At 70.3% G+C, this 26,434-nt stretch carries 24 protein-coding genes; 17 read left to right on the top strand and 7 right to left on the bottom strand.

The genetic code is table 11. From position 1 onward, the window contains the following. Positions 1-3 precede the first annotated feature (3 nt). The 11 genes from ACTJJ4_RS04420 to ACTJJ4_RS04370 all read left to right on the top strand — a co-directional run bounded on the left by ACTJJ4_RS04420 (position 4) and on the right by ACTJJ4_RS04370 (position 12,112). Positions 4-546 (top strand): F0F1 ATP synthase subunit B, encoded by a 543-nt coding sequence (locus ACTJJ4_RS04420; RefSeq protein WP_285633312.1) that lies wholly within the window; start codon positions 4-6, stop codon positions 544-546. Continuing rightward, the gene (locus ACTJJ4_RS04415; protein ID WP_440942182.1) at positions 546-1,334 is read left to right on the top strand and encodes a F0F1 ATP synthase subunit delta; all 789 of its coding nucleotides are present in this window, start codon (positions 546-548) and stop codon (positions 1,332-1,334) included. The genes ACTJJ4_RS04420 and ACTJJ4_RS04415 overlap by 1 nt, the downstream gene beginning before the upstream one ends. 50 nt (positions 1,335-1,384) lie before the next feature. Beyond that, on the top strand, positions 1,385-3,025 hold the full coding sequence (gene atpA, locus ACTJJ4_RS04410) for a F0F1 ATP synthase subunit alpha (RefSeq protein ID WP_440942181.1): 1,641 nt from the start codon (positions 1,385-1,387) through the stop codon (positions 3,023-3,025). Positions 3,026-3,044: 19 nt separating this feature from the next. After that, positions 3,045-3,941, top strand: coding sequence for a F0F1 ATP synthase subunit gamma (locus ACTJJ4_RS04405; protein WP_285633306.1), 897 nt, complete (start codon positions 3,045-3,047; stop codon positions 3,939-3,941). Positions 3,942-3,967: 26 nt separating this feature from the next. Then, positions 3,968-5,422, top strand: coding sequence for a F0F1 ATP synthase subunit beta (gene atpD, locus ACTJJ4_RS04400; protein ID WP_440942180.1), 1,455 nt, complete (start codon positions 3,968-3,970; stop codon positions 5,420-5,422). Between the two features lie 2 nt (positions 5,423-5,424). Beyond that, complete coding sequence (locus ACTJJ4_RS04395) at positions 5,425-5,685, top strand: F0F1 ATP synthase subunit epsilon (RefSeq protein ID WP_292697895.1); 261 nt, start codon at positions 5,425-5,427, stop codon at positions 5,683-5,685. Between the two features lie 76 nt (positions 5,686-5,761). After that, positions 5,762-6,502 (top strand): YaaA family protein, encoded by a 741-nt coding sequence (locus tag ACTJJ4_RS04390; RefSeq protein WP_440942179.1) that lies wholly within the window; start codon positions 5,762-5,764, stop codon positions 6,500-6,502. Positions 6,503-6,580: 78 nt separating this feature from the next. Further along, on the top strand, positions 6,581-7,423 hold the full coding sequence (locus ACTJJ4_RS04385; RefSeq protein WP_440942178.1) for a DUF5684 domain-containing protein: 843 nt from the start codon (positions 6,581-6,583) through the stop codon (positions 7,421-7,423). Between the two features lie 88 nt (positions 7,424-7,511). Next, on the top strand, positions 7,512-8,495 hold the full coding sequence (locus ACTJJ4_RS04380) for an aldo/keto reductase (protein ID WP_440942177.1): 984 nt from the start codon (positions 7,512-7,514) through the stop codon (positions 8,493-8,495). Between the two features lie 70 nt (positions 8,496-8,565). After that, positions 8,566-9,360: a PP2C family protein-serine/threonine phosphatase gene (locus ACTJJ4_RS04375; RefSeq protein WP_440942176.1), complete on the top strand. Its 795-nt coding sequence runs from the start codon at positions 8,566-8,568 to the stop codon at positions 9,358-9,360. 58 nt (positions 9,361-9,418) lie between these two features. After that, positions 9,419-12,112 (top strand): FtsK/SpoIIIE domain-containing protein, encoded by a 2,694-nt coding sequence (locus ACTJJ4_RS04370; protein ID WP_440942175.1) that lies wholly within the window; start codon positions 9,419-9,421, stop codon positions 12,110-12,112. 47 nt (positions 12,113-12,159) lie between these two features. Here ACTJJ4_RS04370 and ACTJJ4_RS04365 read toward each other — a convergent pair whose 3' ends face one another. Continuing rightward, positions 12,160-13,155: an asparaginase gene (locus ACTJJ4_RS04365; RefSeq protein WP_440942174.1), complete on the bottom strand. Its 996-nt coding sequence runs from the start codon at positions 13,153-13,155 to the stop codon at positions 12,160-12,162. Positions 13,156-13,252: 97 nt separating this feature from the next. Between ACTJJ4_RS04365 and ACTJJ4_RS04360 the strand changes: the two genes are divergently transcribed. Next, positions 13,253-13,747 carry an OsmC family protein gene (locus ACTJJ4_RS04360; RefSeq protein ID WP_440942173.1) on the top strand — a complete coding sequence of 165 codons (495 nt, stop codon included), beginning with the start codon at positions 13,253-13,255 and terminating at the stop codon, positions 13,745-13,747. Positions 13,748-13,749: 2 nt separating this feature from the next. On the opposite strand, the gene ACTJJ4_RS04355 is transcribed toward ACTJJ4_RS04360, so the two are convergent. Next, on the bottom strand, positions 13,750-14,526 hold the full coding sequence (locus tag ACTJJ4_RS04355) for a lysophospholipid acyltransferase family protein (protein WP_440942172.1): 777 nt from the start codon (positions 14,524-14,526) through the stop codon (positions 13,750-13,752). Positions 14,527-14,649: 123 nt separating this feature from the next. Here ACTJJ4_RS04355 and ACTJJ4_RS04350 point away from each other — a divergent pair, with 123 nt between their 5' ends. Both ACTJJ4_RS04350 and dxr read left to right on the top strand, forming a co-directional pair. After that, positions 14,650-15,603: an FKBP-type peptidyl-prolyl cis-trans isomerase gene (locus ACTJJ4_RS04350; RefSeq protein ID WP_440942171.1), complete on the top strand. Its 954-nt coding sequence runs from the start codon at positions 14,650-14,652 to the stop codon at positions 15,601-15,603. 70 nt (positions 15,604-15,673) lie between these two features. Beyond that, the gene (gene dxr / locus ACTJJ4_RS04345) at positions 15,674-16,756 is read left to right on the top strand and encodes a 1-deoxy-D-xylulose-5-phosphate reductoisomerase (RefSeq protein WP_440942170.1); all 1,083 of its coding nucleotides are present in this window, start codon (positions 15,674-15,676) and stop codon (positions 16,754-16,756) included. Between the two features lie 21 nt (positions 16,757-16,777). On the opposite strand, the gene ACTJJ4_RS04340 is transcribed toward dxr, so the two are convergent. The 3 genes from ACTJJ4_RS04340 to ACTJJ4_RS04330 all read right to left on the bottom strand — a co-directional run bounded on the left by ACTJJ4_RS04340 (position 16,778) and on the right by ACTJJ4_RS04330 (position 19,895). Next, a complete protein-coding gene (locus tag ACTJJ4_RS04340; protein WP_440942169.1) occupies positions 16,778-18,397 on the bottom strand; it encodes a Mur ligase family protein in 1,620 nt (539 codons plus the stop codon). 85 nt (positions 18,398-18,482) lie between these two features. Beyond that, positions 18,483-19,160 (bottom strand): DUF1775 domain-containing protein, encoded by a 678-nt coding sequence (locus ACTJJ4_RS04335; protein ID WP_440942168.1) that lies wholly within the window; start codon positions 19,158-19,160, stop codon positions 18,483-18,485. 150 nt (positions 19,161-19,310) lie between these two features. After that, positions 19,311-19,895 (bottom strand): hypothetical protein, encoded by a 585-nt coding sequence (locus ACTJJ4_RS04330; protein ID WP_440942167.1) that lies wholly within the window; start codon positions 19,893-19,895, stop codon positions 19,311-19,313. A gap of 70 nt (positions 19,896-19,965) precedes the next feature. Between ACTJJ4_RS04330 and ACTJJ4_RS04325 the strand changes: the two genes are divergently transcribed. Together ACTJJ4_RS04325 and ACTJJ4_RS04320 are read left to right on the top strand one after the other, a co-directional pair. Continuing rightward, positions 19,966-21,285 carry a M50 family metallopeptidase gene (locus tag ACTJJ4_RS04325; protein ID WP_440942166.1) on the top strand — a complete coding sequence of 440 codons (1,320 nt, stop codon included), beginning with the start codon at positions 19,966-19,968 and terminating at the stop codon, positions 21,283-21,285. A 36-nt stretch (positions 21,286-21,321) separates the two neighbouring features. Further along, the gene (locus tag ACTJJ4_RS04320) at positions 21,322-22,446 is read left to right on the top strand and encodes a hypothetical protein (protein ID WP_440942165.1); all 1,125 of its coding nucleotides are present in this window, start codon (positions 21,322-21,324) and stop codon (positions 22,444-22,446) included. Positions 22,447-22,468: 22 nt separating this feature from the next. On the opposite strand, the gene ACTJJ4_RS04315 is transcribed toward ACTJJ4_RS04320, so the two are convergent. Both ACTJJ4_RS04315 and ACTJJ4_RS04310 read right to left on the bottom strand, forming a co-directional pair. Then, the gene (locus ACTJJ4_RS04315) at positions 22,469-24,346 is read right to left on the bottom strand and encodes an anthranilate synthase family protein (protein WP_440942164.1); all 1,878 of its coding nucleotides are present in this window, start codon (positions 24,344-24,346) and stop codon (positions 22,469-22,471) included. Between the two features lie 173 nt (positions 24,347-24,519). Then, entirely contained in the window at positions 24,520-25,146 is a 627-nt protein-coding gene (locus tag ACTJJ4_RS04310) for a pyroglutamyl-peptidase I family protein (protein WP_440942163.1), read from the bottom strand. A gap of 77 nt (positions 25,147-25,223) precedes the next feature. Here ACTJJ4_RS04310 and ispG point away from each other — a divergent pair, with 77 nt between their 5' ends. Then, a complete protein-coding gene (gene ispG / locus ACTJJ4_RS04305; protein ID WP_292697918.1) occupies positions 25,224-26,354 on the top strand; it encodes a flavodoxin-dependent (E)-4-hydroxy-3-methylbut-2-enyl-diphosphate synthase in 1,131 nt (376 codons plus the stop codon). Positions 26,355-26,434: the final 80 nt, after the last annotated feature.

Genomic DNA, 26,434 nt, shown 5'->3' with positions numbered 1-26,434 from the left:
AGGATGCTGAACGCTCTTGTCACGAACCTGGCAGCAGGAGAAGAGGCGCAGAACCCTCTCCTCCCTGCCTGGTACGACATCGTCTGGTCGGCGCTGTGGTTCCTCATCATCCTCATCGTGGTCTGGAAGGTCGCCCTTCCCAAGCTCACGGCGATGCTCGATGAGCGCTCCGCGGCGATCGAAGGCAACATCGCCAAGGCTGATGAGGCTCAGAAGCAGGCCGAGGCCGCGCTCGACGAGTACACCCGTCAGCTCGCCGAGGCGCGCACCGAGGCCGGACAGATCCGCGACGCCGCCCGTGAGGACGGCAAGAAGATCGTCGCCGAGGCGAAGGATGCCGCGTCCGCTGAGGCGAACCGCATCACGACCGCCGCGCACACGCAGATCGAGGCCGAGCGCCAGGCCGCGTTCGTGTCCCTCCGCAACGAGGTCGGCACGCTCGCGATCGACCTCGCCGGCGGCGTCGTGGGGGAGACCCTCACCGACGACGCGCGTGCGACGGCCGTCGTGGACCGCTTCCTCGCCGACCTCGAGAAGGCGAAGTAATGGGCAGCGCGACCACTCAGGCACTCGCGGCATCCACGCAGGCGCTTGCCGCGGCGTCGGGCCTGAACCTCGACAGCGCGGCCGAGCTGTTCGCAGCCGCCCGTGCCCTCGGGGACTCGGCTCAGCTGAGCGGCGCGCTGGCCGACCCCACGGCGTCTGCTCAGGCGCGCTCGGCGCTGGTCTCCAGCGTGTTCGCCGGGGCATCCGCTCCGGTCCGCGCGCTGCTGGACACCGTCGCCGGTGAGCGCTGGTCCAGTGCATCCGATCTCATCGACGGTGTCGAGGAGCTCGCGATCCGCGCTGCGGCCATCGCCTCCGCGAAGGACGACGTCGCCGGCGAGCTCTTCGAGTTCTCGCGCGTCGTCGCCGCGAACCCGGAGTTCGAGCTCGCGCTCGGCAGCCGCCTCGGCGACTCCGCGGCGAAGGCCGCGCTCGTCGAGAACGTGCTGGGCTCCTCGGTCTCCGCTGCGACCGTGCTGATCGCCGCTTCGCTGGTGCGCCTGCCGCGCGAGCGCCGCGTCCGTCAGCTTCTGAGCCGGGCCATCGACATCGTCTCCGCGCAGGCCGGCCGCACGGTCGCGACCGTCTACACGGCCGCACCGATCGCCGCTGCGCAGGAGACGCGTCTCCGTGACGCTCTGGCGCGCCGCTACGGCGGGGAGATCTCCGTGAACCAGGTGATCGACCCCTCCGTCGTCGGCGGCCTGCGCGTGCAGATCGCCGATGACGTCATCGACGGCAGCATCTCCGCCCGACTCGCCGAGCTCCGTCAGAAGCTCGCGAGCTGACACAGACTGACGCGGGGAACCGCGCACACCAGACACACAAAGGGAAGACAATGGCAGAACTATCGATCAGCCCCGACGTCATCCGTGACGCGCTGAAGAACTTCGCAGCCGCCTACGAGCCCACTGGCGCCGTCGCGACCGAGGTCGGCACCGTCATCGACGCGGCCGACGGCATCGCGCACGTCGAGGGGCTGCCCGGCGTCATGGCCAACGAGCTCGTCACTTTCGGGGACGGCACCAAGGGCCTGGCGCTGAACCTCGACGAGCACGAGATCGGCGTGGTCGTCCTCGGCGACTTCACCGGCATCGAGGCCGGCCAGGAAGTGACCCGCACCGGCGAGGTCCTCTCGGTCCCGGTCGGCGACGGCTACCTGGGTCGCGTGGTCGACCCCCTCGGCAACCCGATCGACGGCCTCGGCGCCATCGAGACGGACGGCGTGCGCGAGCTCGAGCTGCAGGCGCCCGGCGTCATGCAGCGCAAGTCGGTGCACGAGCCGATGCAGACCGGCGTCAAGGCGATCGACGCCATGATCCCCGTCGGCCGCGGCCAGCGCCAGCTGATCATCGGCGACCGCCAGACCGGCAAGACGGCACTGGCGATCGACACGATCATCAACCAGAAGGCCAACTGGGAGTCCGGCGACGTCAACAAGCAGGTTCGCTGCATCTACGTCGCGATCGGCCAGAAGGGCTCGACCATCGCTTCGGTGAAGGGCGCGCTCGAGGACGCGGGTGCGCTGGAGTACACCACCATCGTGGCCGCTCCCGCCTCCGACCCCGCCGGCTTCAAGTACCTCGCCCCGTACACCGGCTCGGCCATCGGCCAGCACTGGATGTACGACGGCAAGCACGTGCTGATCGTCTTCGACGACCTGTCCAAGCAGGCCGAGGCGTACCGCGCCGTGTCGCTGCTGCTGCGCCGCCCGCCGGGGCGTGAGGCCTACCCGGGCGACGTGTTCTACCTGCACTCCCGTCTGCTGGAGCGCTGCGCGAAGCTGTCCGACGAGCTCGGTGCCGGCTCGATGACCGGTCTGCCGATCATCGAGACCAAGGCGAACGACGTCTCTGCGTACATCCCGACCAACGTGATCTCGATCACCGACGGCCAGATCTTCCTGCAGTCCGACCTGTTCAACGCCAACCAGCGTCCTGCTGTCGACGTGGGCATCTCGGTCTCGCGCGTGGGTGGTGACGCCCAGGTCAAGTCGATCAAGAAGGTCTCCGGAACGCTGAAGCTGGAGCTCGCGCAGTACCGCTCCCTCGAGGCGTTCGCGATGTTCGCATCCGACCTCGACGCCGCGTCGCGCCGTCAGCTGGCACGCGGTGCCCGCCTGACCGAGCTGCTCAAGCAGCCGCAGTACTCGCCGTACCCGGTGGAGGAGCAGGTCGTCTCGATCTGGGCCGGCACCAACGGCAAGCTCGACACCATCGAGGTCGAGGACGTGCTGCGCTTCGAGCGCGACCTGCTCGACTACCTGCGTCGCAACACGAGCATCCTCGACACCCTGCGCGAGACGAACGTCCTCGACGACGCGACCGTCGCCGAGCTCGACAAGCAGACCGACGCCTTCCTTCTGGAGTTCCAGGGCGGCAAGGGTCACGCCATCGGCGCCCCGGGCCACGAGGAGCACGCCGCCGCCGAGGCGGACGACGTCAACCAGGAGAAGATCGTCAAGGGTCGTCGCGCGTAATCGCGTGAGGTACTGATTCATGGGCGCTCAACTCAGGGTCTACAAGCAGAAGATCTCTTCTGCTCAGACGACCAAGAAGATCACGAAGGCGATGGAACTCATCGCGGCTTCGCGCATCCAGAAGGCGATGGCACGCGTCAAGGCGTCCAGCCCCTTCGCGCGGGCCGTGACGAGGGCCGTGTCCGCCGTCGCGACGCACTCGAACGTCGATCACCCGCTCACCCGCGAGCCCGAGAAGATCAGCCGCTCCGCGGTCGTCATCTTCTCGTCCGACCGCGGCCTCGCCGGAGCCTTCAACTCGCAGATCCTCCGTGAGGGTCTCGAGGTGGCGGAGCTCCTGCGCGAGCAGGGCAAGGAGCCGGTGTTCTACCTGGTGGGCCGCAAGGCCGTCGGCTACTTCCAGTTCCGGGGCATCGCCTCGGCGGCGGAATGGACCGGCGACACGGACACGCCGTCCTTCCACACCGCGGAGAAGATCTCGCACACGCTGCTGGATGCCTTCAACCGCGGGGGAGATGCGGGCGGCGTGGACGAGATCACCCTCGTGTACAACCGCTTCGTCAGCATGATGACGCAGTCGCCGGAGTCCGTGCGCCTGCTGCCGCTGGAGATCGCGGAGGCGGACGACTCGGAGGCGGGCAGCACGGTCTACCCGCTGTACGAGTTCGAGCCGGATGCCGAGACCGTGCTGGACGCGATCCTGCCGGTGTACATCCAGAGCCGTGTGTTCAACGCACTGCTGCAGTCGTCCGCCGCGAAGCAGGCGGCGACGCAGAAGGCGATGAAGTCGGCCAGCGACAACGCCGACAAGCTGATCACCGACTACACCCGCCTGCGCAACAACGCGCGTCAGGCCGAGATCACCCAGCAGATCGCCGAGATCGTCGGTGGCGCCGACGCACTGGCATCCAGCTGACAGACACTCAGGAAAGAGACGAAGAAATGACCCCCACCGCTACGGCTGACAAGCCCGCGACCGCGGTCGTCGGGCGCGTCGCACGCGTCAACGGTCCGGTTGTCGACATCGAGTTCCCGCACGACTCGATCCCCGACATCTACAACGCGCTGAAGACGACCATCGTCATCGGCGATGAGTCCAACGAGATCACCCTCGAGGTCGCGCAGCACCTGGGCGACGACCTGGTGCGTGCGATCGCCCTGAAGCCGACGGACGGCATCGTCCGCGGCCAGGAGGTCCGCGACACCGGCGCCGCCATCTCGGTGCCCGTCGGCGACGTCACCAAGGGCAAGGTCTTCAACGTGATCGGCGAGGTCCTCAACGCCGAGCCCGGCGAGCAGATCGAGATCACCGAGCGCTGGCCGATCCACCGCAAGGCGCCGAACTTCGACCAGCTCGAGTCGAAGACCACGATGTTCGAGACCGGCATCAAGTCGATCGACCTCCTCACCCCGTACGTGCAGGGTGGAAAGATCGGCCTGTTCGGCGGCGCCGGCGTCGGCAAGACGGTCCTCATCCAGGAGATGATCCAGCGCGTCGCGCAGGACCACGGTGGTGTGTCGGTGTTCGCCGGTGTCGGTGAGCGCACCCGTGAGGGCAACGACCTGATCCACGAGATGGAGGAGGCGGGCGTCTTCGACAAGACCGCCCTCGTCTTCGGCCAGATGGACGAGCCGCCGGGGACGCGTCTGCGCGTCGCCCTGTCGGCCCTGACCATGGCAGAGTACTTCCGCGATGTGCAGAAGCAGGATGTGCTGCTCTTCATCGACAACATCTTCCGCTTCACGCAGGCCGGTTCCGAGGTCTCCACGCTGCTGGGCCGCATGCCCTCCGCCGTGGGCTACCAGCCGAACCTGGCCGACGAGATGGGCCTCCTGCAGGAGCGCATCACCTCGACGCGCGGTCACTCGATCACCTCGCTGCAGGCGATCTACGTGCCGGCCGACGACTACACCGACCCGGCCCCGGCGACCACGTTCGCGCACCTCGATGCGACGACCGAGCTCAGCCGTGAGATCGCGTCGAAGGGTCTGTACCCGGCCATCGACCCGCTGACCTCGACGTCGCGCATCATGGACCCCCGCTACCTGGGCGAGGACCACTACCGCGTGGCCACCACGGTCAAGCAGATCCTGCAGAAGAACAAGGAGCTCCAGGAGATCATCGCGATCCTCGGTGTCGACGAGCTCTCGGAAGAGGACAAGATCGTCGTCGCCCGTGCGCGCCGCATCCAGCAGTTCCTCTCGCAGAACACCTACATGGCGAAGAAGTTCACCGGTGTCGAGGGTTCGACCGTGCCGCTGAAGGAGACCATCGAGTCCTTCGATGCGATCTGCCGCGGTGACTTCGACCACGTCGCCGAGCAGGCGTTCTTCAACGTCGGTGGCATCTCCGACGTGGAAGAGGCCTGGGCGAAGATCCAGAAGGAGAACGGCTGACCATGGCTCTGCAGGTCAGTCTCGTCTCCGCGGACGCGGAGGTCTGGACGGGGGAGGCGACGCTCGTCGTCGCCAAGACCGTCGAGGGCGAGATCGGATTCATGTCCGGTCACGAGCCCGTGCTGGCCATCCTCGCCGAGGGACAGGTCCGCATCACCCGGGCCGACGGCACGAAGGTGCTCGCCAACGCGCAGGACGGCTTCCTCTCCATGGAGGGCGACGCCCTGACGATCGTGGCCGGGAACGCCGCGCTGGTCGCCTGACACCCATCTCCGAGACGTCCGCCTCGACCGCGCTCCGGCGCAGGACGAGGCGGACGTCTCCGTCTGCAGGGAGCTCATGAAGATCCTCCTCCCGCCCTCAGAGACCAAGCGCACCGGGGGACGCCCGCGTCCGCTCGATGTCGCCGGGCTCGCGCTGCCCGCACTGGCCCCGCTGCGCGAGGCCGTGGTGGATGCCCTCGTGACGCTGTCGGCGGATGCCGACGCCGCGAGGCGCGTGCTCAAGCTCAGCGACCGTCAGCTGGCCGATGTGGACCACAACCGGATGCTGCGCACCGCCGCCACGATGCCGGCCGTCGACCGGTACACCGGCGTGCTCTACGACGCGTTGGATGCCGGATCGCTCGATCAGCCCGCGCGGAGGTGGCTGGGACGGAACGCGCTCATCCACTCGGCGCCCTTCGGGCCGATCGGAGCGCTGGACCCCATCCCGGTGTACCGACTCTCGGCGGGGACGTCCCTGCCCGGCATCCCGCCTCTGCGGCGGCATTGGAGCACGGCGACCAGCGCCGCGCTGGCCGACGCAGACTTCGTCCTCGACCTGCGCAGCGAGGCCTATGTCGCACTCGGGCCGGTTCCCGCCGACGTCCCCGCGGCCTACGCGCGCGTGGTCACCGAGACGGGGCGGGCGCTCAACCACTTCAACAAGAAGTCCAAGGGCGAACTGGTGCGGACCCTCGCGCAGACACGCCCGAGGGCGAAGTCGGTGAGGGCCCTCCTCTCATGGGCCGACGAGCAGGGCATCCTGCTCAGGACGACGGCGGATGCCGGAGTGCTGGAGCTCGTCGTCGCCGAGTGAATGATTGCCGCTGGCCACCGGCGTTGGCTAGTGTGGTCACGGCGTCCGCGTGGACGCGAATGCCTATCGGAGGGAAACATGGACGACTACAGCGGTTACGGCTATGGGGGGTTGAGCGCCCTGATCGGTCTGATCTGGCTGATCGCGCTGCTTGCCGGCCCCATCTTCTACGTCATCACGGCCTGGTTCCTGATGAACATCTTCGAGAAGGCCGGCGTGCAGGGCAAGTGGCGCGCCTGGGTCCCGTTCTACAACGGGATGATCTTCTTCAAGCTCGGTGATGTCAGCCCGTGGCTGCTCTTCGGCGTGTTCCTGACCTGGATCCCGTTCCTCGGCTGGCTGATCAGCCTCGGCGTGGCCGTCATGGGCATCCTGGCCGCCTACCGCGTCGGCCAGAAGCTGCAGAAGGACGGCGCGTGGATCGTGCTGTACATCCTGGTGGCACCGGTCTGGCTGGGCATCCTCGCCTTCGACTCCTCGCGCTGGAACCCGAACATCCCGCCGTCCGCGTGGGCGACGAACAGCTTCCTCGCCGACCGCACCGTGTGGGACGGCATCCCCGTGCAGCCGTCGGCCGCTGCTGCTCCCGGCTTCGCCGCGCCCGGTTACGGCGCGCCGCAGGGCTACCAGCCGCCTGCACCGCAGGGCTACGCCCCGCAGCAGCCCGGCTACGGCGCCCCGCAGCAGCCCGGTTACGGCGCCCCCGCTCAGCCCGGATACGGTGTTCCGCAGCCCGGCGCTCCGGTCCCGCCGCCCGCCGCGCCCGGTGCTCCGGTGCCGCCGCCGGCCGCACCCCCGGCAGCACCCGTGCCGCCGGCTGCGCCGCCCGCGACCCCGCCGGCGCCTCCTGCACCGCCCGCACCGCCGGCCGCTGAGCCGCCGGCCGCTCCGCCGGCAGACCCGACGCAGCCCCCTGCGTGATCTGATGCGCATCGAACGCCCCCGACTCCGGTCGGGGGCGTTCCTGCGTGCGGCCTCCGCAGCTCTCCGCGTTCGATACGGTGGAGGCATGGGAACCTCGCAGCGTCGCGTCGGCGCATCCGGCCTCGTCGTCTCCGCAGCCGGACTCGGCTGCAACAACTTCGGGCGCGCGGGCACCGTGACGCAGACGCTGGAGGGGACCAGAGCCGTGATCGACGCGGCACTCGCGAACGGCGTGTTCTTCTTCGACACGGCCGACATGTACGGCGCCGAGCCGGGCAGCAGCGAGGCACTGATGGGCGAGGCCCTCGAGGGGCGTCGCGATCGCGTCGTGCTGGCCACCAAGTTCGGGCACGCCCGGGACATGGGCTACGACTTCCCGGGCGGCCGAGGCTCCCGGCGGTATGTGCGGTTCGCCGTCGAGCAGTCCCTGCGCCGCCTGCGCACGGACTGGATCGATCTGTACCAGCTGCACCTGCCCGATCCGCAGACGCCGATCGCCGAGACGATCGACGCCCTGGACGAGCTCGTCGACGAGGGGAAGATCCGCTACTACGGTCATTCCAACTTCGACGGCTGGCAGATCGCCGAGGCGGAGTTCACGGCCCGGGCGCGCTCCACAGGCCGGTTCATCTCCGCGCAGAACCACTACTCGCTGCTCGCGAGGGCATCCGAGCGGGAAGTGCTGCCCGCTGCGAATCGCTACGGCCTGGGATTCTTCCCGTACTTCCCGCTGAAGAACGGCCTCCTCACCGGCAAGTTCACCCGTGAAGGAGGCCCGGCCGGAAGCCGCATCATGGAGACCCGTCCGCACATCTGGGCGGATGCGCCCTGGGATGCGCTCGAGGCCTACCAGGCGTTCTGCGATGCGCGGGGGATCACCATGCTGCAGGCCACGTTCGGGTGGCTGCTCGCTCAGCCGGGTGTGGCCAGTGTGATCGCCGGAGCCACCACACCCGCCCAGGTGGAGGCGAACGCCGCAGCATCCGACGCCTGGGCGCCCTCCGTCGCCGATCTGGAGGAGATCGACCGGCTGTTCCCGCTGGTCGAGGACCCCGCGTCGGCGATGTGAGCGGCGACCACTAGCATGTATCTGTATCCCGCGGATGCCCCTGCATCCGCCCACTCGACGGAGACCGCCCGTGCCTGAGACCACAACGCAGACGCACCGCGTCAGCGACGAGCTGCAGCTCGCCTGGGCCGGGGTGACCGATCGAGGTCGTCGCCGCGAGAACAACCAGGACTCGTTCCTGGCGCGGTTCCCGCTCTTCGTGGTGGCCGACGGGATGGGCGGGCACGCGGGTGGCGAGATCGCCAGCCAGAGCACGGTCGCCCGCCTCGACGAGATGGTCGGAGACGGCGAGGTGTCGGATGCCACCATCCAGACCGCCCTGCACCATGCGGTCGACGACATCCACCTGCATCCTGAGACGACGGACGAGGGCACCGGCACCACGCTGACTGGCGCGTACCTGGACCACGCCGAGGACGGCACGCCGCAGTGGACCGTGCTGAACATCGGCGACTCGCGCGTCTACCTCAAGCGCGACGACCGGCTCGTGCAGGTCACCACCGACCACTCCGTGGTGCAGGAGCTGATCGCCTCGGGCAAGATCAGCCCGGAGGAGGCCGACGGCCACCCGTACAGCAATGTGATCACGCGCGCTGTCGGTGCCAGCGAGCTCGTGCCGCCGGACTACGTGACGGTCGACCTGCGCGACGAGGACAGGCTCGTCATCTGCTCCGACGGTCTCACCAAGGAGCTCACGGATTACGGCATCCTGCATTTCCTGCGCGAGCACGAGGACCCCGCCGAGGCGGCGGAGGCCATGCTCGACGCAGCTCTGGAGAACGGCGGACGCGACAATGTCACGCTGATCGTCGTTCGCGTGCTGCTGTCGCACTCTCCCTCCACAGACGCCGATTCGGACGATTGACCGATCCGGCCTGTGGACAGGCCGGTTCCGACGCTGATCGTGCGGTGCAATGGTGCGCATGGACGCCACCACGATCGTGCTTCCCGCTGTTCCCGCCGAGCCGAGGCGCCCGTCGCTGCCGCTGATGGCCGCGGTCGTGCCCGTCGTCGCCGGCGTCGTCCTCTGGCTGGTCACGGGCTCGCTGTTCGCGCTGTGCTTCGCGGCGCTCGGGCCGCTGATGCTGGTCGCGTCGTTCCTCGACGGGCTGCGCACCCGGGGCAGGGAGCGCAGGCGGTCGCAGCAGGAGGCGGATGCCGGCTGGCAGCGAGCCGAGGTGGAACTGGAGCGCCTGCACGCACAGGAGCACGCCGCCGCCTGGCGCCGCGAACCGGGCGTCGCGGAGTGCCTGGCCGAGCCGCCGCTGCGAGGGTATGAGCCGCCTGACCGGGCGACGCCGGTCGTGCTGGGCCGTGGATCCCGGACGAGCCGTGTCCAGGCCCGTGGCGGGGACGACGAGCGCTCGCGGGCGTTCCGCGTTCGGGCGCAGCGGCTGGACGACGCGCCCGCGTCGGTCCCGCTCGGCGGCGGGATCTGCGTCCGCGCCGCCGAACCCGTGGCCCGGGCCGTCGCCCGCGCCCTCGTGATCCAGCTGTGCCTGCGGTTCGGTCCGACGCAACTCGGAGTGATCGGCGGCTCCGCGCCGGACTGGTCGCTGGATGCGCTGCCGCATCGGGGCCGCCGTCGCGCGGCGTTCCGGCTCGGGCTCGATACCGGGGTGGAGGGCGCGGATGCCGTCGTGTGCATCCGCAGGCCGGGGGAGGAGGCCCCGGAGGGCGTGACCACCGTGCTCGACTGCACAGTGCCGGGCGAGGCGCGTGTGCGCACGCCCGACGGCGAGGAGTCCGTCGCGGTCGAGGCTCTCTCCGCGCAGCAGGCGCGGGCGATCGCCGCGGAGCTCGCCGGGCGGTCGGATGCCGAGGAGACCATCCCCGACCGCATCGGTCTGGACGAACTCGCGCCGGCGGGTGCTGCAGGCCTCACCGCGGCGCTCGGGAGGGGCGAGCGAGGAGATGTGACCGTGGACCTCGTCGAGGACGGCCCGCATGCCATCGTCACCGGCATGACGGGGACCGGCAAGAGCGAGCTGCTGACCACGTGGATCACGAGCCTCGCTCGGGCGCATCCTCCGGAGGAACTCGCCTTCGTGCTCGTCGACTTCAAGGGCGGCACGGCGTTCGACCCGCTGCGCCGTCTGCCGCACGTGGTCGCCGTCATCACCGACCTGGACGCCGAGGGGGCGCAGCGGGGCGTGGGGAGCCTGAGTGCCGAGCTGCGGCGGCGGGAGGCGGCGCTTTCGCAGGCCGGCGTCCGCGACGTCGCCGGCTGCCCCGGTCTGTCGAGGCTGGTGATCGTCGTGGACGAGTTCGCCGCACTCCTGCAGGAGCACCCCGACCTGGGGCAGATCTTCACCGACGTCGCCGCGCGCGGTCGCGCACTCGGCATGCATCTCATTCTCGGCACGCAGCGCGCGAGCGGGGTCATCCGCGACGCCCTGGCGGCGAACTGCCCGCTGCGCGTCAGCCTGCGGGTCGCCGAGGCGGCCGACAGCCGTTTTGTGATCGGCTCGGATGCGGCATCCGATCTGCCCGGCGGGGCCGAATCGCGCGGTCTGGCCTTCGTTCGGCGTCCCAAGGACACCGAGGCGCTGCCCGCCCGCATCGCCCTCACCGCCGAGACCGACATCGCCGGCGTCGGCCGGCGTTGGGCGGGGCGCGAGTCGCAGAGAAGCCCATGGCTGCCTCCGCTGCCGGCGCGGATCCCGCTGCCGAGCGGCGTCCGTGACGACGGCGGGGCGGTGCTCGGCCGGGCCGATGAGCCCGAGCGGCAGAGACAGCCGTGGGTGGTACTTAGCCGCTCGGACGGGCTTTCGCTGATCGGCGGACCCGGCTCGGGCAAGAGCTCGGCCGTCGCGATGCTGGCCTCGCAGCTCCCGGGCGCGATCGTGATCCCCGCGGATCCCGAGGCCGCCTGGGACGCCGTTGCGGAGCTGAGCGCGGCAACCGATCAACCCGTGCTGTGCGACGACCTGGATGTGCTGATCGGTGAGTACCCGCCCGACTACGCTCAGCTCTTCCTGAGCCGCTGGGAGAGGATCGTGCGCGCCCCCACGACGGTCGTGGTCACGCTGTCGCGGGTGTCGGGGCCGGTCGGCCGGCTGATCGACGCCCTCCCGCGGCGGGGGCTGCTCAGACTGACGAGCAGGGTCGAGCACATCGCGGCCGGTGGAGAGCCGGCGGCGTTCGAGCGCGACCGTCCGGTCGGGCGCGCCTGGCTGGACGGGCGGGAGGTGCAGCTGTGCCTGCCCGGGTCCTCCGATGGCGCCGCATCCTCGGTTCGCGCCCCATCGGCGACCGATGCGGTGTGGACGCCGTTCGAGCACCGGGCGGGGATCATCACGCAGGCGGCCGGCGCGACCTGCGCCGTGCTGCGGTCCGCGCATCCCGGCCATCGCGTCGTGCCTCTCGGCGAGGCGCTCGGCGCGCAGGCGGACGCTCCCGTCATCATCGTCGGTGATCCCGAGGAGTGGCGCGCGCAGTGGGCTCTCCTGCAGGGCATCCGGTCCGCCGGGGAGCTCGTCGTCGCAGCGGAGTGCGCCACTGAGCTGCGGCAGCTCGCGGGCGTGCGGGAACTGCCGCCGTATGCGCGCGCCCACGCCGATCGGGCGTGGAGCGTGCAGGGCGGACGCATGCCGCGACGCGTGGTGCTCGGATGAGCGCGATCACCCCGCTGAGGGGAGCGCTCGTCGGACCGCGGCGGAGTTCAGAGGCCGGGAGTGACCCGGATGGAACCGACCGGCTGCCCGCCGCCGAGCACCGACAGCGGCAGTGCCGCGGTCAGCGTCGCCACATCGGTATCCGTCAGCGCCCCGGCGCGGGCGAGCAGCGTCGCGGCGACGAGCGTCGCCGCGCGGCCGTTGCCGTCGAGCATCTTCAGTGCCACGGTCGCGCCGTTCGGGGCGACCATGACCATCACGCCCTCGGCACCGCCCTTCGCGAACACACCGAGCGTCTCGATCGCGATCGTGTCCGGCTCACCGGGACCGGCGATCGTCCACGGGTTCTCGCGCACGGCGCGCACCAGGGTGCCAGCCACGCGATGCAGAGCGAACGGAGATCGCTCCGACGCGGAGCCGATCCGGTGGATGCCGCGGGCGAGTCCGGTCAGGGTGATCGCGTGCACCGGCGCACCGCAGCCGTCGACCGACGTGTGCGCGATCTTCTCACCGGTGAGCCGCTCGACGACCTCGCGGATGTGCACCTGCAGCGGATGCGCGGGATCCAGGTACCCCGCGGTCGGCCACCCTGTGGCCACGCACGCGCGGAGCATGAGCGCGTGCTTGCCGGAGCAGTTCATCCGGATGCGGGACTCCGCCGCGTGATCGCTGATCATCTCCCGCCGGGTTGCGGCATCCGAGGGCCAGGCGGGCGGGCAGCCCAGATCGTCCTCGGTCAGACCACCGGCGGCGAGGATCTCGCGCACGACCTCAGCGTGTCGATCGGTCCCGGAGTGGCTGGCCGTGCCGAGCGCGAGCTGCTCGCCCTCCAGCGCGGCGCCTGCGGTGAGGCTGGCGACCGCCTGCAGCGGCTTGAGGCTCGAGCGGGGGAGGATCAGGGCATCCGCGTTCCCGTACTGGGCGACGACATCGCCCTCCGGCGACAGCACGACCGCAGCGCCCGCGTGGCGGGACTCCACGAAGCCGCTGCGCTCCACGACGGCGAGTTCGACAGCATCACGGACAGTAAGGGTCTCCAGCACCAGACCAGCCTAATGCGCCGCGTCACGCCTTCCTGCAGACGACGTCGCCCTGCCGCGAGACCGTCCCGCCGCTTCTCGAAGATGAAAGACTGGCGGCATGGCACAGCATCCGCTCGGCGAGCACCGGTACGCACTCACCGCCACCTGGACCGGCGACCGCGGCAGCGGCACGAGCGGCTACCGGGACTACGCGCGCGACGTGACGATCTCGATCGACGGCAAACCGGACCTGCTCGCCTCAGCCGACCGTCCGTTCCGCGGTGATCCCGCCCGATGGAATCCGGAGGACATGCTGATCGCGGCGCTCGCCGAGTGCCATCTGCTCTCCTACCTGCACGCCTGCGTCACGGCCGGCGTCGTCGTCACCTCGTATCGCGATGAGGCGACCGGGCTCATGCGCGAGGACGGCCGCGGCGGGGGAGCGTTCGCCGAGGTGGTGCTGCATCCGCAGGTGACGGTCGCCGACCCGTCCATGATCGAGGCCGCCGAGCAGGCTCACCACCAGGCGCACGACTGGTGCTTCATCTCGAACTCGGTGAACTTCCCGGTCCGCCATGAGGCGACGGTGACCGTCGCCGCGCTCGGGAGCTGACGTCAGCGCCGCTCGTGCGGCAGCGCCTGCTTGATCTTGTCGATCGGGTTCTGCGCCGGCGGCTCGTTGTACACGCCCGCGAGCTCCTGCTCGCTGAGCGCGTGGATGGCGGCCATGATCTCGTCGGTCGCGAGTCGACGGGCCTTGCCGCTGGTGGCGGGGCCGTGCTTCGACACGTCGATGGGTTCGCCGAAGCGCACCGTGATGCGCTCCTTGACCGACGGCATCTTCGCACCGACGGGCATCACGCGGTCGGTTCCGATCAGCCCGACCGGGACGACGGGCGCACCGGTCTGCAGGGCGAGGAAGGCGACGCCGGTCCTGCCCTTGTACAGCCGACCGTCGGTGGACCGCGTCCCCTCCGGGTAGAGAGCGACGGCCAGGCCCTGATCGAGCAGCTGGCGCTGCTGATCCAGAGCGTCCAGCGCGGCCTGGCCGGCACCGCGCCGCACGGGGATGGCGCCGACGGAGGTGAAGAACTCCCTCGAGAGCGCACCCTTCACACCCGTGCCCTCGAAGTAGCTCGACTTCGCGAGGAAGTGCACGGGGCGAGGGGCGGCGACCGGGATCGCCATGGAGTCGATGAACGACAGGTGGTTGCTGGCGAGGATCACCGCGCCGCGCTTGGGCACGTTCTCGCGCCCCTCGATGTGGGGACGGTACACGATCCGGGCCAGGGGAGTGGCGACCATGCGACCGACCGCGTACTTGAATCCGGCATGTCGGGGGGTGTGCGATTCCGGCTCGTGCTCGGACCCGACCGACTGCGCAGAACTCATCCGTGAAGTTTATCGAGCGCCGCATTCCGGTCGCGGAATGTCCGCGATGCGTGTTCGTTCAGCCGCGGCAAAGCCGGATGCGCGAAGATGGACACTTCCCTTCAGCGATTCCGAGGTCTCATCTTGCGCCTGCGTCCCCTGGCCCTCCTGTCCACCATCGCCGTCTCGGCGCTGCTCCTGGCCGGCTGCTCCGGCAGCGCGTCGCCGAGTCCGACCTCGACCGACTCCGCGAGCGGCGATGTCTGCGCGCAGACCGCTGAGCCGGGTTCGATCTCCGACGGCATCAAGGTCGACGGTCAGTTCGGCACGCCGTCGAAGGCCACCTTCACGCTCAAGCAGGACATCAAGAAGCTGCAGCGCACGGTGATCACCAAGGGCGACGGCGCGACGGTCAAGAAGGGCGAGTTCGTCTCCTACGCCCTCAGCGCGTTCAACACGACCACCGGCGAGCACCTCGGCGACGCGGGCTACCCGGGCACCGAGCAGATGCTGCCACAGAACGTTCTCGCGAACCCCACCCTCGCCCAGGTGATCGGCTGCGCCACGGTCGGCTCGCGCCTGGCCGTCGCATTCCCGACCGGTTCCAACGGCGCCGAGTCCCAGATCTACATCGTCGACGTGCTCGGCACCGTCCCGACGGCGGCGTGGGGCGAGGAACAGGCGCCCGTCGACGGGGTGCCCGCGGTCAAGCTCGCCAAGAACGGCGAGCCCAGCATCTCGATCCCGAAGACCGACGCCCCCACCGAACTGAAGGTGTCGGTGCTCAAGCAGGGCGACGGTGAGTCGGTCGCCGACGGCGACACCACGCTGCTGCAGTACTACGGCGTCAACTGGGCCGACGGCAAGAGCTTCGACTCGTCGTGGAAGAACGGCGAGCCCATCTCCATCCCCGGCAACACCTACGTGCCCGGTTTCGTCCAGGCGCTCGCCGGTCAGAAGGTCGGTTCGCAGGTGCTGGTCGTCATCCCGCCGGCGCTCGGCTACGGCGACAAGGAGCAGGGATCGATCCCGGCGAACTCGACCCTCGTGTTCGTGATCGACATCCTGGCCACGCAGCACGCGCCCGCCGCCAAGTAGGCATCCTCGCACCGTCAGTGCGCCGGCCCCGCTCCTGCAGGGCCGGCGCACTCTCGCATAGGCTGGCGACATGCGTCGCATCATCGTCCTCGGCTCCACCGGCTCCATCGGCACGCAGGCCCTGGATGTGATCCGCGCCAATCCCCGCCGCTTCGAGCTGGTCGGGATCTCGGCGGGATCGAACGCCGAGATGATGGCCGGTCAGGCGGAGGAGTTCCACCTCGAGCACACGGCGCTCGGCGCGGCGGAGTCCGAGCAGCTGGTCCGCGACGTGGAGGCGGACGTCGTGCTCAACGCCATCACGGGCTCCATCGGACTCGGGTCGACGCTGGCCGCGCTGAAGGCGGGGCGCACCCTCGCCCTGGCCAACAAGGAATCACTGATCGTCGGCGGTGCACTCGTGCGCGCCGCGGCGGAGAGGGACCAGATCGTCCCGGTCGACTCCGAGCACTCGGCGATCGCCCAGGCACTCCGATCGGGCACCGGCGCCGAGGTGCGGCGGCTCGTCGTCACGGCATCCGGCGGACCCTTCCGAGGCCGCACCAGGGCCGAGCTCGGCGATGTGACACCCGCGGAGGCCCTCGCGCACCCGACCTGGGACATGGGGCGGATGGTCACGACCAACTCCGCCACCCTCGTCAACAAGGGCCTGGAGGTCATCGAGGCGCACCTGCTCTTCGACGTGCCGTACGACGACATCGAGGTGGTCGTGCACCCGCAGTCGATCGTGCACTCGATGGTCGAGTTCGTCGACGGCTCCACGATCGCCCAGGCGTCGCCCCCGGACATGCGCCTGCCGATCTCGCTGGGGCTGGACTGGCCGAACCGCGTCGGCGGGGTGGGCAAGCCGCTGGACTGGCGGCAGGCGACCAGCTGGACCTTCGAGCCCCTCGACGGCGAGGCGTTCCCGTCGGTCGGCCTGGCGAAGTCCGTCGGCCGCGCGGGCGGCACGTTCCCCGCGGTCTACAACGCCGCCAACGAGCAGGCCGTGGACGCGTTCCACGAGGGCCGGCTGCCGTTCCTCGGCATCGTCGACACGATCGAGCGCGTCATCGAGGCGCACGACGCCCCGGACGACCTCACGCTCGAGACGCTGGCCGAGGCCGAGAGCTGGGCGCGTGCCAAGGCGGACGCGCTGATCGCCTCCGCCTGATTCCAGACGGGCGGGCTCTGGTCAGACCCGGTCGTCGTAGGGGACGGGCCAGTGCGAGTCGGGGGCGGGCCAGCCGGCGGCGATGAGCGCGCGCCGGGCGAGCTCGCGGGCCGAGTACGGGGTGCGCACACCGCGGATGTCGCGGTAGTCCTGGTGGCCGGGACCGGCCCACAGGATCGCGTCGCCTTCGCCGACCATGCCGACGGCCGCCACGATCGCCTTCTCCGGCGGGGAGAACTCGTGGATCTCGGCATCCGGTCGCGCCTTGCGGGCTCCGGCGACGAGGGTCGCGCGGATCGAGTCCGGGTCCTCGAAGCGCGGGTGATGGTCGGTGACGACCAGGATGTCACTGCCTTCGACGGCCGTGCGGGCCATGTCGTAGCGCTTGGTGGCGTCGCGGTCGCCGTCGGCGCCGAACAGCATCAGCACCTTGCCGGGCGTAACGCGGCGGACCGCGGCGAGGGTCTTCTCGAAGGCATCCGGGGAGTGACCGAAGTCGACGTAGACGGCGGGGCCGGTCTCGCCGGAGATGAACTGCGTGCGACCGGGCAGGTACGCCAGGATCTGGCCGTCCCGCTCGAACGCCGCGGCGATGCGGTCCCAGTCGTAGCCGGCCTCGAGCAGCATCACGATCGCGAGTCCGGCATTCGCGGCCATGTGCTGGCCGATCACCGGCACCATGGTCGTCAGGGTGCGTCCGTCGCGGCCCGTGAGCGTGAACACCGTGCCCGCCTGCCGTTCGTCATCGATCGTGACGACCCAGTCGGCCGCGGCGGCGGCATCCGGATCGGCGGCGATCGACGGGGTCCCGACGGTGACGACGGGGATGCTCGCGGCCTCGACGACGCGCGGGCTGTACGCCGAGTCCAGGCTGATCACACCGCGGCGGGCGCGCTCGGGGGTGAACAGCGGCAGCTTCGCCTGGAAGTACTCCTCCATGTCGGCGTAGTCGTCGAGGTGGTCGTGCGAGAGGTTCGTGAAGCCGGCCACGTCGAACACGATGCCGTCCACGCGGTGGCGGGAGAGCGCCTGCGCGCTGACCTCGACGGCGACGGCCTCGACGTTCCGCTCGCGCATCAGCGCGAGCAGGGCGTGCATCTCGGATGCCTCGGGGGTGGTGAGCCGGGAGACGATGACCTCACCGGCGATGTGCCGCTCCGCGGTGGAGGAGAGACCCGAGACGACGCCGAGCTGGTCGAAGATGCCCTGCAGCAGGTGGGAGACGCTGGTCTTGCCGTTGGTGCCGGTGGTGCCGAACAGCAGCGGCAGCGGATCCGATGCCCCGGTGCCGTACACCCACGCGCTCAGCTCGCCCAGCACGCCGCGGGGATCGTCGACGATCACGATCGGCAGACCCGCTGATGCCGCGATGTCGGCGCCGGCGGCGTCCGTGATGATCGCGACCGCGCCCTGATCGGCTGCGGTCTGCGCGAACTCGGCACCGTGCCGGTTCACGCCCTGGATCGCGACGAAGGCCTCCCCGGCGCGGAGATCGGCGGTGGCGAGCGTGATGCCGCTGAGCTGAACGCCCGCGAGATCACCGCGGACCTCCGTTGCGAAGCGGTCTGCGAGCTCGGCCAGAGCACGACGGGGTGGGTCGGCGGGGCGGAGCACGGGCGGCAGTGAGGGCTGAGTGGTCATAGCGTCTCCATGATCTCACGCACAGCGGAGGGATCCTGCGGATTGGAGGCGCCCGGCGTGCGCCGGGCGCCTCCTCGCGGGTGCGCTACGCGCGCCGACGGTACGCGCGGATGGCCACCACGAGTGCCGCCATGGCGATCACAAGCCCGCCGCCCCCGAGCAGCGTCGGCAGGATCGCCGCCGGCTCCTCCGTGCTCGACGACGATGCCTCCGGGGCGGCAGTGTGCTGACCGTGCGTGTCCTGCTGACCGTGCTCGCCGGAGGCGCCGGCGGCGGTCAGCGCGACGACGGGGGCCGGCGAGTCCAGATCGTGGGCGTTCTCGCCGTCCTTCGCCACCTGGGTCCACTCGTTCGTGCCCGAGACGCAGCGCTGCTCGACGGGGAAGACCAGTTCATCGGCGGCGTTCTTGTCGGTGATGACGGCCAGCTCCACCGAACCGCGCAGATCGACAGGCACGGGCTGCGCGGCGGTGAACGTGACGGCGGTGATCGCCCCGCCCGCATCCTTCTCGATGTCTGCCGCCCAATCACCGTCGAACGCGGGCCAGGCGCTGCCGATGCCCTTCGGCATCGTGACGCGCAGCGAGGTGGTCGGGGACTCGCCGCAGCCGTGGCTGAACGAGAAGGTCAGCGGCGTGACCTGGCCGGCGGGGATCCGGTCCGGTGAGACGCCCACGTGTGCGGAGGCCGCGGTGGGTGCGGCGATGAGGAACAGGGCGAGGGTGGCAGCGGCGATGCCGCCGCGACGGAGGGTAAGAGACATGGATGGTCCTTCATGGATGAGGGGCCGCGCACGCGCGCGGCGAGAAGATGCTCCGCGCGTGAGCGCGCGGACGGATGCCGTCGCGGGGCGCGATCGGCGGGACGCGGTCCGGCCGGCCGGACGGCGAAGACGGGCTGGACGCCCGGAAGGTCAGCTGAGCGCCGACGCAGGAGGACCGCGCCGCCAGGCGCAGTCGGCGAGCAGCCGATCGAGGAGGGGAGCCTCGGTGCGTGCTGCGGTCGCCGGTGCCGCCAGGGGATGCGCAGGGGCGGTCTGCGGGAGGCGCAGCAGGGTGCGAACCCAACGCGCGATCGTGCGGACCAGCAGCTCGCCGCGCCAGAGCAGCAGCGTGGTGACGAGGGCTGCCAGCAGGTGGGCGAGCAGCATGACGGGAGACAACGACAGCAGGTCGGGATGCGGTCCTGACGCGAGCTCGAGGACGATCGGACCGTGCTGGTGCCCGCCCACGAGGCCCGTGGGGGCGATGCCGCCGGTCAGCTCGAACAGCGCATGGAAGACGAACTGCGTCGAGAGCACGGCTCCGGTGAGTCCGGACAGCCGGATCCGCGTGCCCACCAGGAGAGCGGCGATCGGCGAGAGGAGCACCGCGACGGTGACGATCAGCAGCGGGTGCGGTGCGGTGCCGCCGCCGACGGTGTGCGAGACGGCGGCGAGGATCGTCGCGACGGAAGAGGCCGCAGCGCCGCGGAACAGGCGCAGCTGGCGGGTCGTCACCTCTTCAGCCTAGCCGGATGCATAGCGAGGGCACAGCGGATTCCTCGGTGCGGGGCACTAGCGTGGTCGGGTGGAGATCCTGCTGTATCTGGGCGGCATCCTGTTCATGCTCGTCGGTCTCGGCGTGTCGATCGGGCTGCACGAGGTGGGCCATCTGGTGCCCGCGAAGCTGTTCGGCGTGCGCGTGGGCCAGTACATGATCGGCTTCGGACCGCGGCTGTGGTCCAAGCGGATCGGCGAGACCGAGTACGGTTTCAAGGCGCTTCCCGTCGGCGGATTCATCTCGATGTCGGGCATGTACCCGCCCTCGACGAAGACCGGACCGGCGAAGGGCGTCTTCGCCGCCCTGGTGCAGGACGCCCGCACGGCCAACGACGAGACGATCGCCGAGGGCGAGGAGGAGCGCGTCTTCTACCGCCTGCCGGTGTGGAAGCGCGTGATCGTCATGCTCGGCGGCCCCGTGATGAACCTGGTCCTGGCCGTGCTGCTCTTCACGCTGATGGCATCTGGGATCGGCATTCAGCAGGCCAGCACGACGGTCGCCTCGGTCAGCGAGTGCATGATCCCCGCGACCGCGACGAAGCAGCAGACCTGCGCCGCGGACGACCCGGCCGCCCCCGCCGCGGAGGCCGGGTTCGAGCCCGGCGACCGCCTGGTCAGTATGGACGGCGAGCCCGTCGCCACCTTCGCGGCCGCGTCGCAGATCATCCAGGACTCTCCCGGACGCACCCTCGAGGTGGTTGTGGAGCGGAAGGGCGAGGACGTCACACTGCAGCTGACCCCGGTCGCCGCTCAGCGTCAGCAGACGGATGCCCAGGGCCGGCCCGTCACCGACAAGGGCGGCGAGCCCGTCACCCGCAGCGTGGGCTACGCGGGCATCACCGCGCAGCTGGAGTACGCGCACCAGCCGATCTGGACCGGCGCCCAGATGACCTGGCAGCAGGTCGGCGGAGTGACGAACCTGATCATCCAGTTGCCGCAGAAGCTCTGGAACGTCGGCGAGTCGCTGATCACCGGATCGCAGCGCGACCCGAACGGCCCGCTCAGCGTGGTCGGCGTCGGGCGCATCGCCGGGGAGGTGGCGGCGACCAACGCTCCGGTGCTCGACCGCCTCGCGGTGCTGCTGAACCTGCTCGCGGCGCTGAACGTCGCGCTCTTCGTGTTCAACCTCATCCCGCTGCTGCCGCTGGACGGCGGGCACATCGTGGTCGCGCTGTGGGAGGGGATCAAGCGCCTGTGGGCGAAGGTCACCGGGCGTCCCGAACCCGCTCCCGTGGATGCGACGCGCCTGGTGCCGGTCACGGTCGTGGTCGCCGTGCTGCTGATCGCGATGGGGGCGCTGCTGATCATCGCCGACATCATCAGGCCGATGAACCTGCTCGGCGGCTGACGCCGATCGCTCAGCCTGCGCGGCTAGCGTGACGGGATGCAGCCGCATCCGCATGCACTTCGGTACCGCACGTCGGGTCTGCGCCGAGCGACCTGGCGGATCTGGCCGTGGCTGAACTGGCTGCTGCCGACCGGCTTCGTGCTGTTCTGCCTGTGGTGCGCGACGATCACTCGTGGTGAGAGCGCCTTCCTCATCGTGGTGGCCTCACCGTTGCTGATTCCCGCAGCAGGTCTGCTCGGGGCACTGCCCCGGTTCGTGCTGCGCCGTCAGGGCGCACAGGCGACGCCCTTGCCTCAGGTCACCTTGCTCGCGGTGCTGTGGTGGAGCTGGGCGGCCCTCGCAGCCGCGATGCCGGACCGCACCATCGAACTGGACCCCTCGGAGTCGGTTCCGGTGCCGTCACTGCTGCACCGCCTGGTCGGCGATCCTGCGGGCGGAGTGCTCTCGACGTGGGTCTTCTCGGCGGCGATCGTGTGCGGAGTCGCTGCCTGGATTCTGCTTCTCGTACGGGGACTGGGAGCCCTCGCGATCCGGCATCCTCGGCGATGGGAGCGTGCGGGATGCGCTGCGTTCGCGCTGGCGCCGCTGCTGCTCGCCGGCGTCGGAGGGCTCGGCGTGGCTCTCGGACAGGTGCAGACGGATGCCGCTGGCGAGCCACGCGCACAGGCGACGGCCCGCAACGCGGACGAGCAGATCGCACTCGCCGAGCAGCGATACGACGCGGTGCAGCAGGTGGTTGCCGACCTGCGCGCCGCTGCGGCGCCCGGCGGATGGGACTCACAGCAGGCCTGCGCGGAATCCCTGGACGACGACGGGCGCGGCTGGGACGCGTATCGGCTGCGCATCGGTTTCCGTCATGCCGCGAGCTTCGACCTGGACCACGCTGCGCTGGCGAAGGCCATCACGGATGCCGGCTGGAGCATCACTCGCGACCAGGAGGGGTCGCTGCTGATCGAGGCCACCGGCCCGCAGGGTGCGCACCTGAGGTTCGCGGCCGACGGCGACGCACCGCTCTCGATCACCGCGACCGCTGGGTCGTTCTGGCAGTCGGCGGATCGGCCGGTGTCGTCATCCTGGTGCAGCGCGCATGGCGGGTACAGCAGCAGCCCCGGAGTCCGCGGAGACGGCGCGGATGCCGCGTGGTGGCCGCCGCTGCACTGACTCTGCCTCAGCTCAGCTCAGCTCAGCTCAGCGCGTGCGCGGTGAGCCGCTCCAGAGTGGCGATCCCGTCGCGGGACAGGATCGATTCCAGGTGCCCCTGAATCGAGGCGAAGCGCTCGCCGCGCAGCGCGTAGACGTCACCGCTCTCCGCATCCGCGGCGACCTCCGCCTCGCCGACCCGCGTGGTTCCGGGGGCGACGCGGGCTGTGAAGGTGTTGTAGAAGCCGACCGACGCGTCCTCCCCGAACACCGGCACGGTCTTCTGCACGCCCTGGTACGGAGAGTCCAGCGGCACCAGGTCGATGCCGAGACCGTCGGCGAGGATCTGGTGACTCAGGCACACGGCCAGCAGGGGTGAGCCGGTCGCACGACGCCGGGCGACGACCTGCTGCATCCGGGCGATGCGCGGCGACGACGGGTCGCGCGGGTCGCCGGGGCCGGGCCCGGACACCACCAGGTCGGCGGCGTCGACGGCCTCATCGGTCACCTCGGACCAGGGCGCGATGGTCACGTCCAGGCCGAGATGGCGCAGCTGGTGTGCGAGCATCGTCGTGAAGCGGTCCTCGGCATCCACGACGAGTGCGCTGCGCCCGCCGAAACGGCCGGCGGTGGCCGCGTCCTGCGGCTGCATCCAGAAGTCCGCCAGGCGCGTGTTGCGGGATGCCAGGAGTGCCGCGATCTCGGGATCGTCCGCCAGTCGCGCGGGCGCCGGCGCGTCGTCGTCACGCGTCTCCGCGACATGATCGCGTTCGATGGCGCCGATCGCGCCCAGCACGCCTGCGGCCTTGCCGTGCGTCTCGCCCACCTCGCCCAGTGGGTCGGAGTGACGCACGAGGGTCGCTCCGACGGGCACGCGGAGGTGTCCCCGATCCAGGTAGGCGGTGCGGATCAGGATCGGCGCGTCGAGGTCGTGGCCGCCGTCGGCGTTCGGGGTGAACAGCGCGGCGACGCCCGAGTAGTAACCCCGCGGCGCGCGCTCGTGCCGGCGGATGACCGCGCACGCGTTCTGCATGGGGGAGCCGGTCACCGTCGGGGCGAACATGGTCTCGCGCAGGATGTCACGCGGGTCCAGGCGGCTGCGTCCGCGCAGCATGTACTCGGTGTGCGTGAGCCGCGACATCTCCTTCAGATGCGGGCCGGTGATGCGGCCGCCGTCCGAGCAGACCTGGCTCATCATCTTGAGCTCCTCGTCGACGACCATGAACAGCTCCTCGGTCTCCTTGGTCGAGGAGAGGAACTCGGTCAGCGACTCGCGGGTCGCGCCGCCCGCGGGGTGGCGGAACGTCCCCGAGATGGGGTTCATGGTCACGATGCCGTCGCGGGCGACGACGTGCGCCTCCGGGCTCGCGCCCACCGCGATCTGTCCCGAGGTGATGACGGCGAACGTCCAGTACGCGCCCCGCTCGTGCTCGAGCAGCGCGCGGAACCAGGTGAGTGCGGCGATGCGATCGTCGCACTCGTATCCGGCGCGGTAGTCCCTGCGGATGACGAAGTTCGCGCCCTCGCCGCGGCCGATCTCCTCGGCGATGACCTGCTCGACGATGTCCGCGTACTCGTCGTCGGAGATGTCGAAGCCGCCGCCGCGCAGGTCGATCGGCGTGTCGGGCAGTGCGGCGCGCAGCTCCTCGGCATCCAGCCCCTCGCGCTCGGCGACCAGCAGGCAGCGCAGGGGAGTGCCGTCGTCCTGCGCCTCGAACCCGCGCTCGCGCACCTGCCGGTAGGGCACCATCGCGAACACCTCGCGGGGGCCGTTAGCGCCCTCCAGCGGGATGTCGGACAGCGTCTCGACGTCGACGATCTCGCCGGTGAGCAGTTCGACGACGCCGTCGCGGGCGATCAGCACGAAAGAGGTCTCGGGGTCGGCGGCGAGAGCGCGGATGCGGCGCTTCAGGTCGGTCATCGGGGTCTCCAGGTTCTGGGAATCCGGTGCGGAGAACGAAAAAAGACCGCCCCGGAAGGCGGTCGTGTTCTCGTGGTTCGCGAAACACCGCCTAGAAGGCGGGCCACCAGGTGCGGGTCGCGGACATACCGCGAAAGTATCACATCAGAGATGACCGCCGGCGCGGCGTGACGTCACCAGATGCTGCCGCCGGGGATCGAGTCGTCGGGGTCGAAGGCATGGTCGACGACCAGGCGCACCGCCCGGGCCAGGTCCTGCTCGGACAGACTCGGCGCATCGGCGGGCGCTGTCGCCGTCGACCACGGCAGGTGCACGAATCCGGTCGGCACATGGGGGCGGGACGCTCCGAGCGCCGTGTAGAGCACGTGGTTGCACACGTACGAGCCCGCCGACAGCGACGCGCGCGCCGGGATGCCCTCCTCCTCGAGCACACTGACGATGCGCTTCACCGGCAGTGTGGCGAAGCGCGCGGCGGGTCCGCCCGGCTCACTGGGCACGTCGATCGGCTGAGCGCCGTCGTTGTCGGGGATGCGCGCGTCCATGAGGTTCACGCCGACGCGCTCCACCGCCACCCGATCGCTGCCGCCGGCCAGGCCCGTGGCGATCACGGCATCCGGATCGTGCTCGGCGATGAGGGCGTGCAGATGGGCTGCCGCGCCCGCGAACGAGACCGGCAGAGTGGCTGCGATCAGACGGTGAGGTCCGTCGTAGCCCGAGGCGACGGCCGCGACGGCGTCTCCCGAGGGATTGCGCTCCGCACCGTCGAAGGGCGCGAAGCCGGTCAGCAGGATCGTCGACATGGGCTCAGCCTACGAGCATCCAGCCCGCATGCACTCAGCGACGGTAGCCTTGAGGAGTGCCAGCAGTGAACCTTGGGATGCCGCGCATCCCCGAAGTCCTCGCGCCCCGCCGCAAGTCCCGTCAGATCCGGGTCGGCAAGGTGCTCGTCGGCGGCGACGCACCCGTGAGCGTGCAGTCGATGACCACCACGAAGACCACCGACATCAACGGCACTCTGCAGCAGATCGCCGAGCTCACGGCCTCCGGCTGCGAGATCGTGCGCGTCGCGGTGCCGTCCCAGGACGACGCGGATGTGCTGCACATCATCGCGGCGAAGAGCCAGATCCCGGTGATCGCCGACATCCACTTCCAGCCCAAGTACGTGTTCCAGGCGATCGATGCCGGGTGCGCGGGCGTGCGCGTCAACCCCGGCAACATCCGCAAGTTCGACGACCAGGTCGGCGCGATCGCGAAGGCCGCCCAGGCGGCGGGCGTGTCGCTGCGCATCGGCGTGAACGCCGGATCGCTGGATCGCCGCCTGCTGGAGAAGTACGGCAAGGCCACGCCAGAGGCGCTCGTCGAGAGCGCTGTCTGGGAGGCATCGCTGTTCGAGGAGCACGACTTCCACGACTTCAAGATCTCGGTGAAGCACAACGACCCGGTCGTGATGGTCAAGGCCTACCGTCAGCTGGCCGAGCGGGGCGACTGGCCCCTGCACCTCGGCGTCACCGAGGCGGGGCCGGCGTTCCAGGGCACCATCAAGAGCGCCACGGCATTCGGCATCCTGCTCGGCGAGGGCATCGGCGACACGATCCGCGTCTCGCTGTCCGCGCCTCCGGCCGAGGAGGTCAAGGTCGGCCACCAGATCCTGCAGTCGCTGAACCTGCGCGAGCGCAAGCTCGAGATCGTGTCCTGCCCGTCCTGCGGCCGTGCTCAGGTGGACGTGTACACGCTGGCGGAGGACGTCACCGAGGGTCTGAAGGACATGACCGTGCCGCTGCGCGTCGCCGTGATGGGGTGCGTGGTGAACGGACCGGGTGAGGCTCGTGAGGCCGACCTCGGTGTCGCGTCCGGCAACGGCAAGGGCCAGATCTTCGTCAAGGGCGAGGTCATCAAGACCGTGCCCGAGTCCGAGATCGTCGCGACCCTGATCGAGGAGGCGAACCGCATCGCCGCCGAGATGGGTCCGGATGCCGCGGTCGGCACGGCACAGGTCATCACCGCCTGACGGATCCCAGGGGTCAGGGGCTGGTCTCGGAGGCACTCCCGGGTTACGCTCGGCGTCCGGATGCCGGGCTCGACCCGGCT

It is taken from the genome of Microbacterium sp. 22195, assembly GCF_052056515.1.
Lineage (GTDB): Bacteria > Actinomycetota > Actinomycetes > Actinomycetales > Microbacteriaceae > Microbacterium.
The sequence above is the reverse complement of the archived record's forward strand: the minus strand, read 5'-3'. Positions and strand labels throughout refer to the sequence as shown.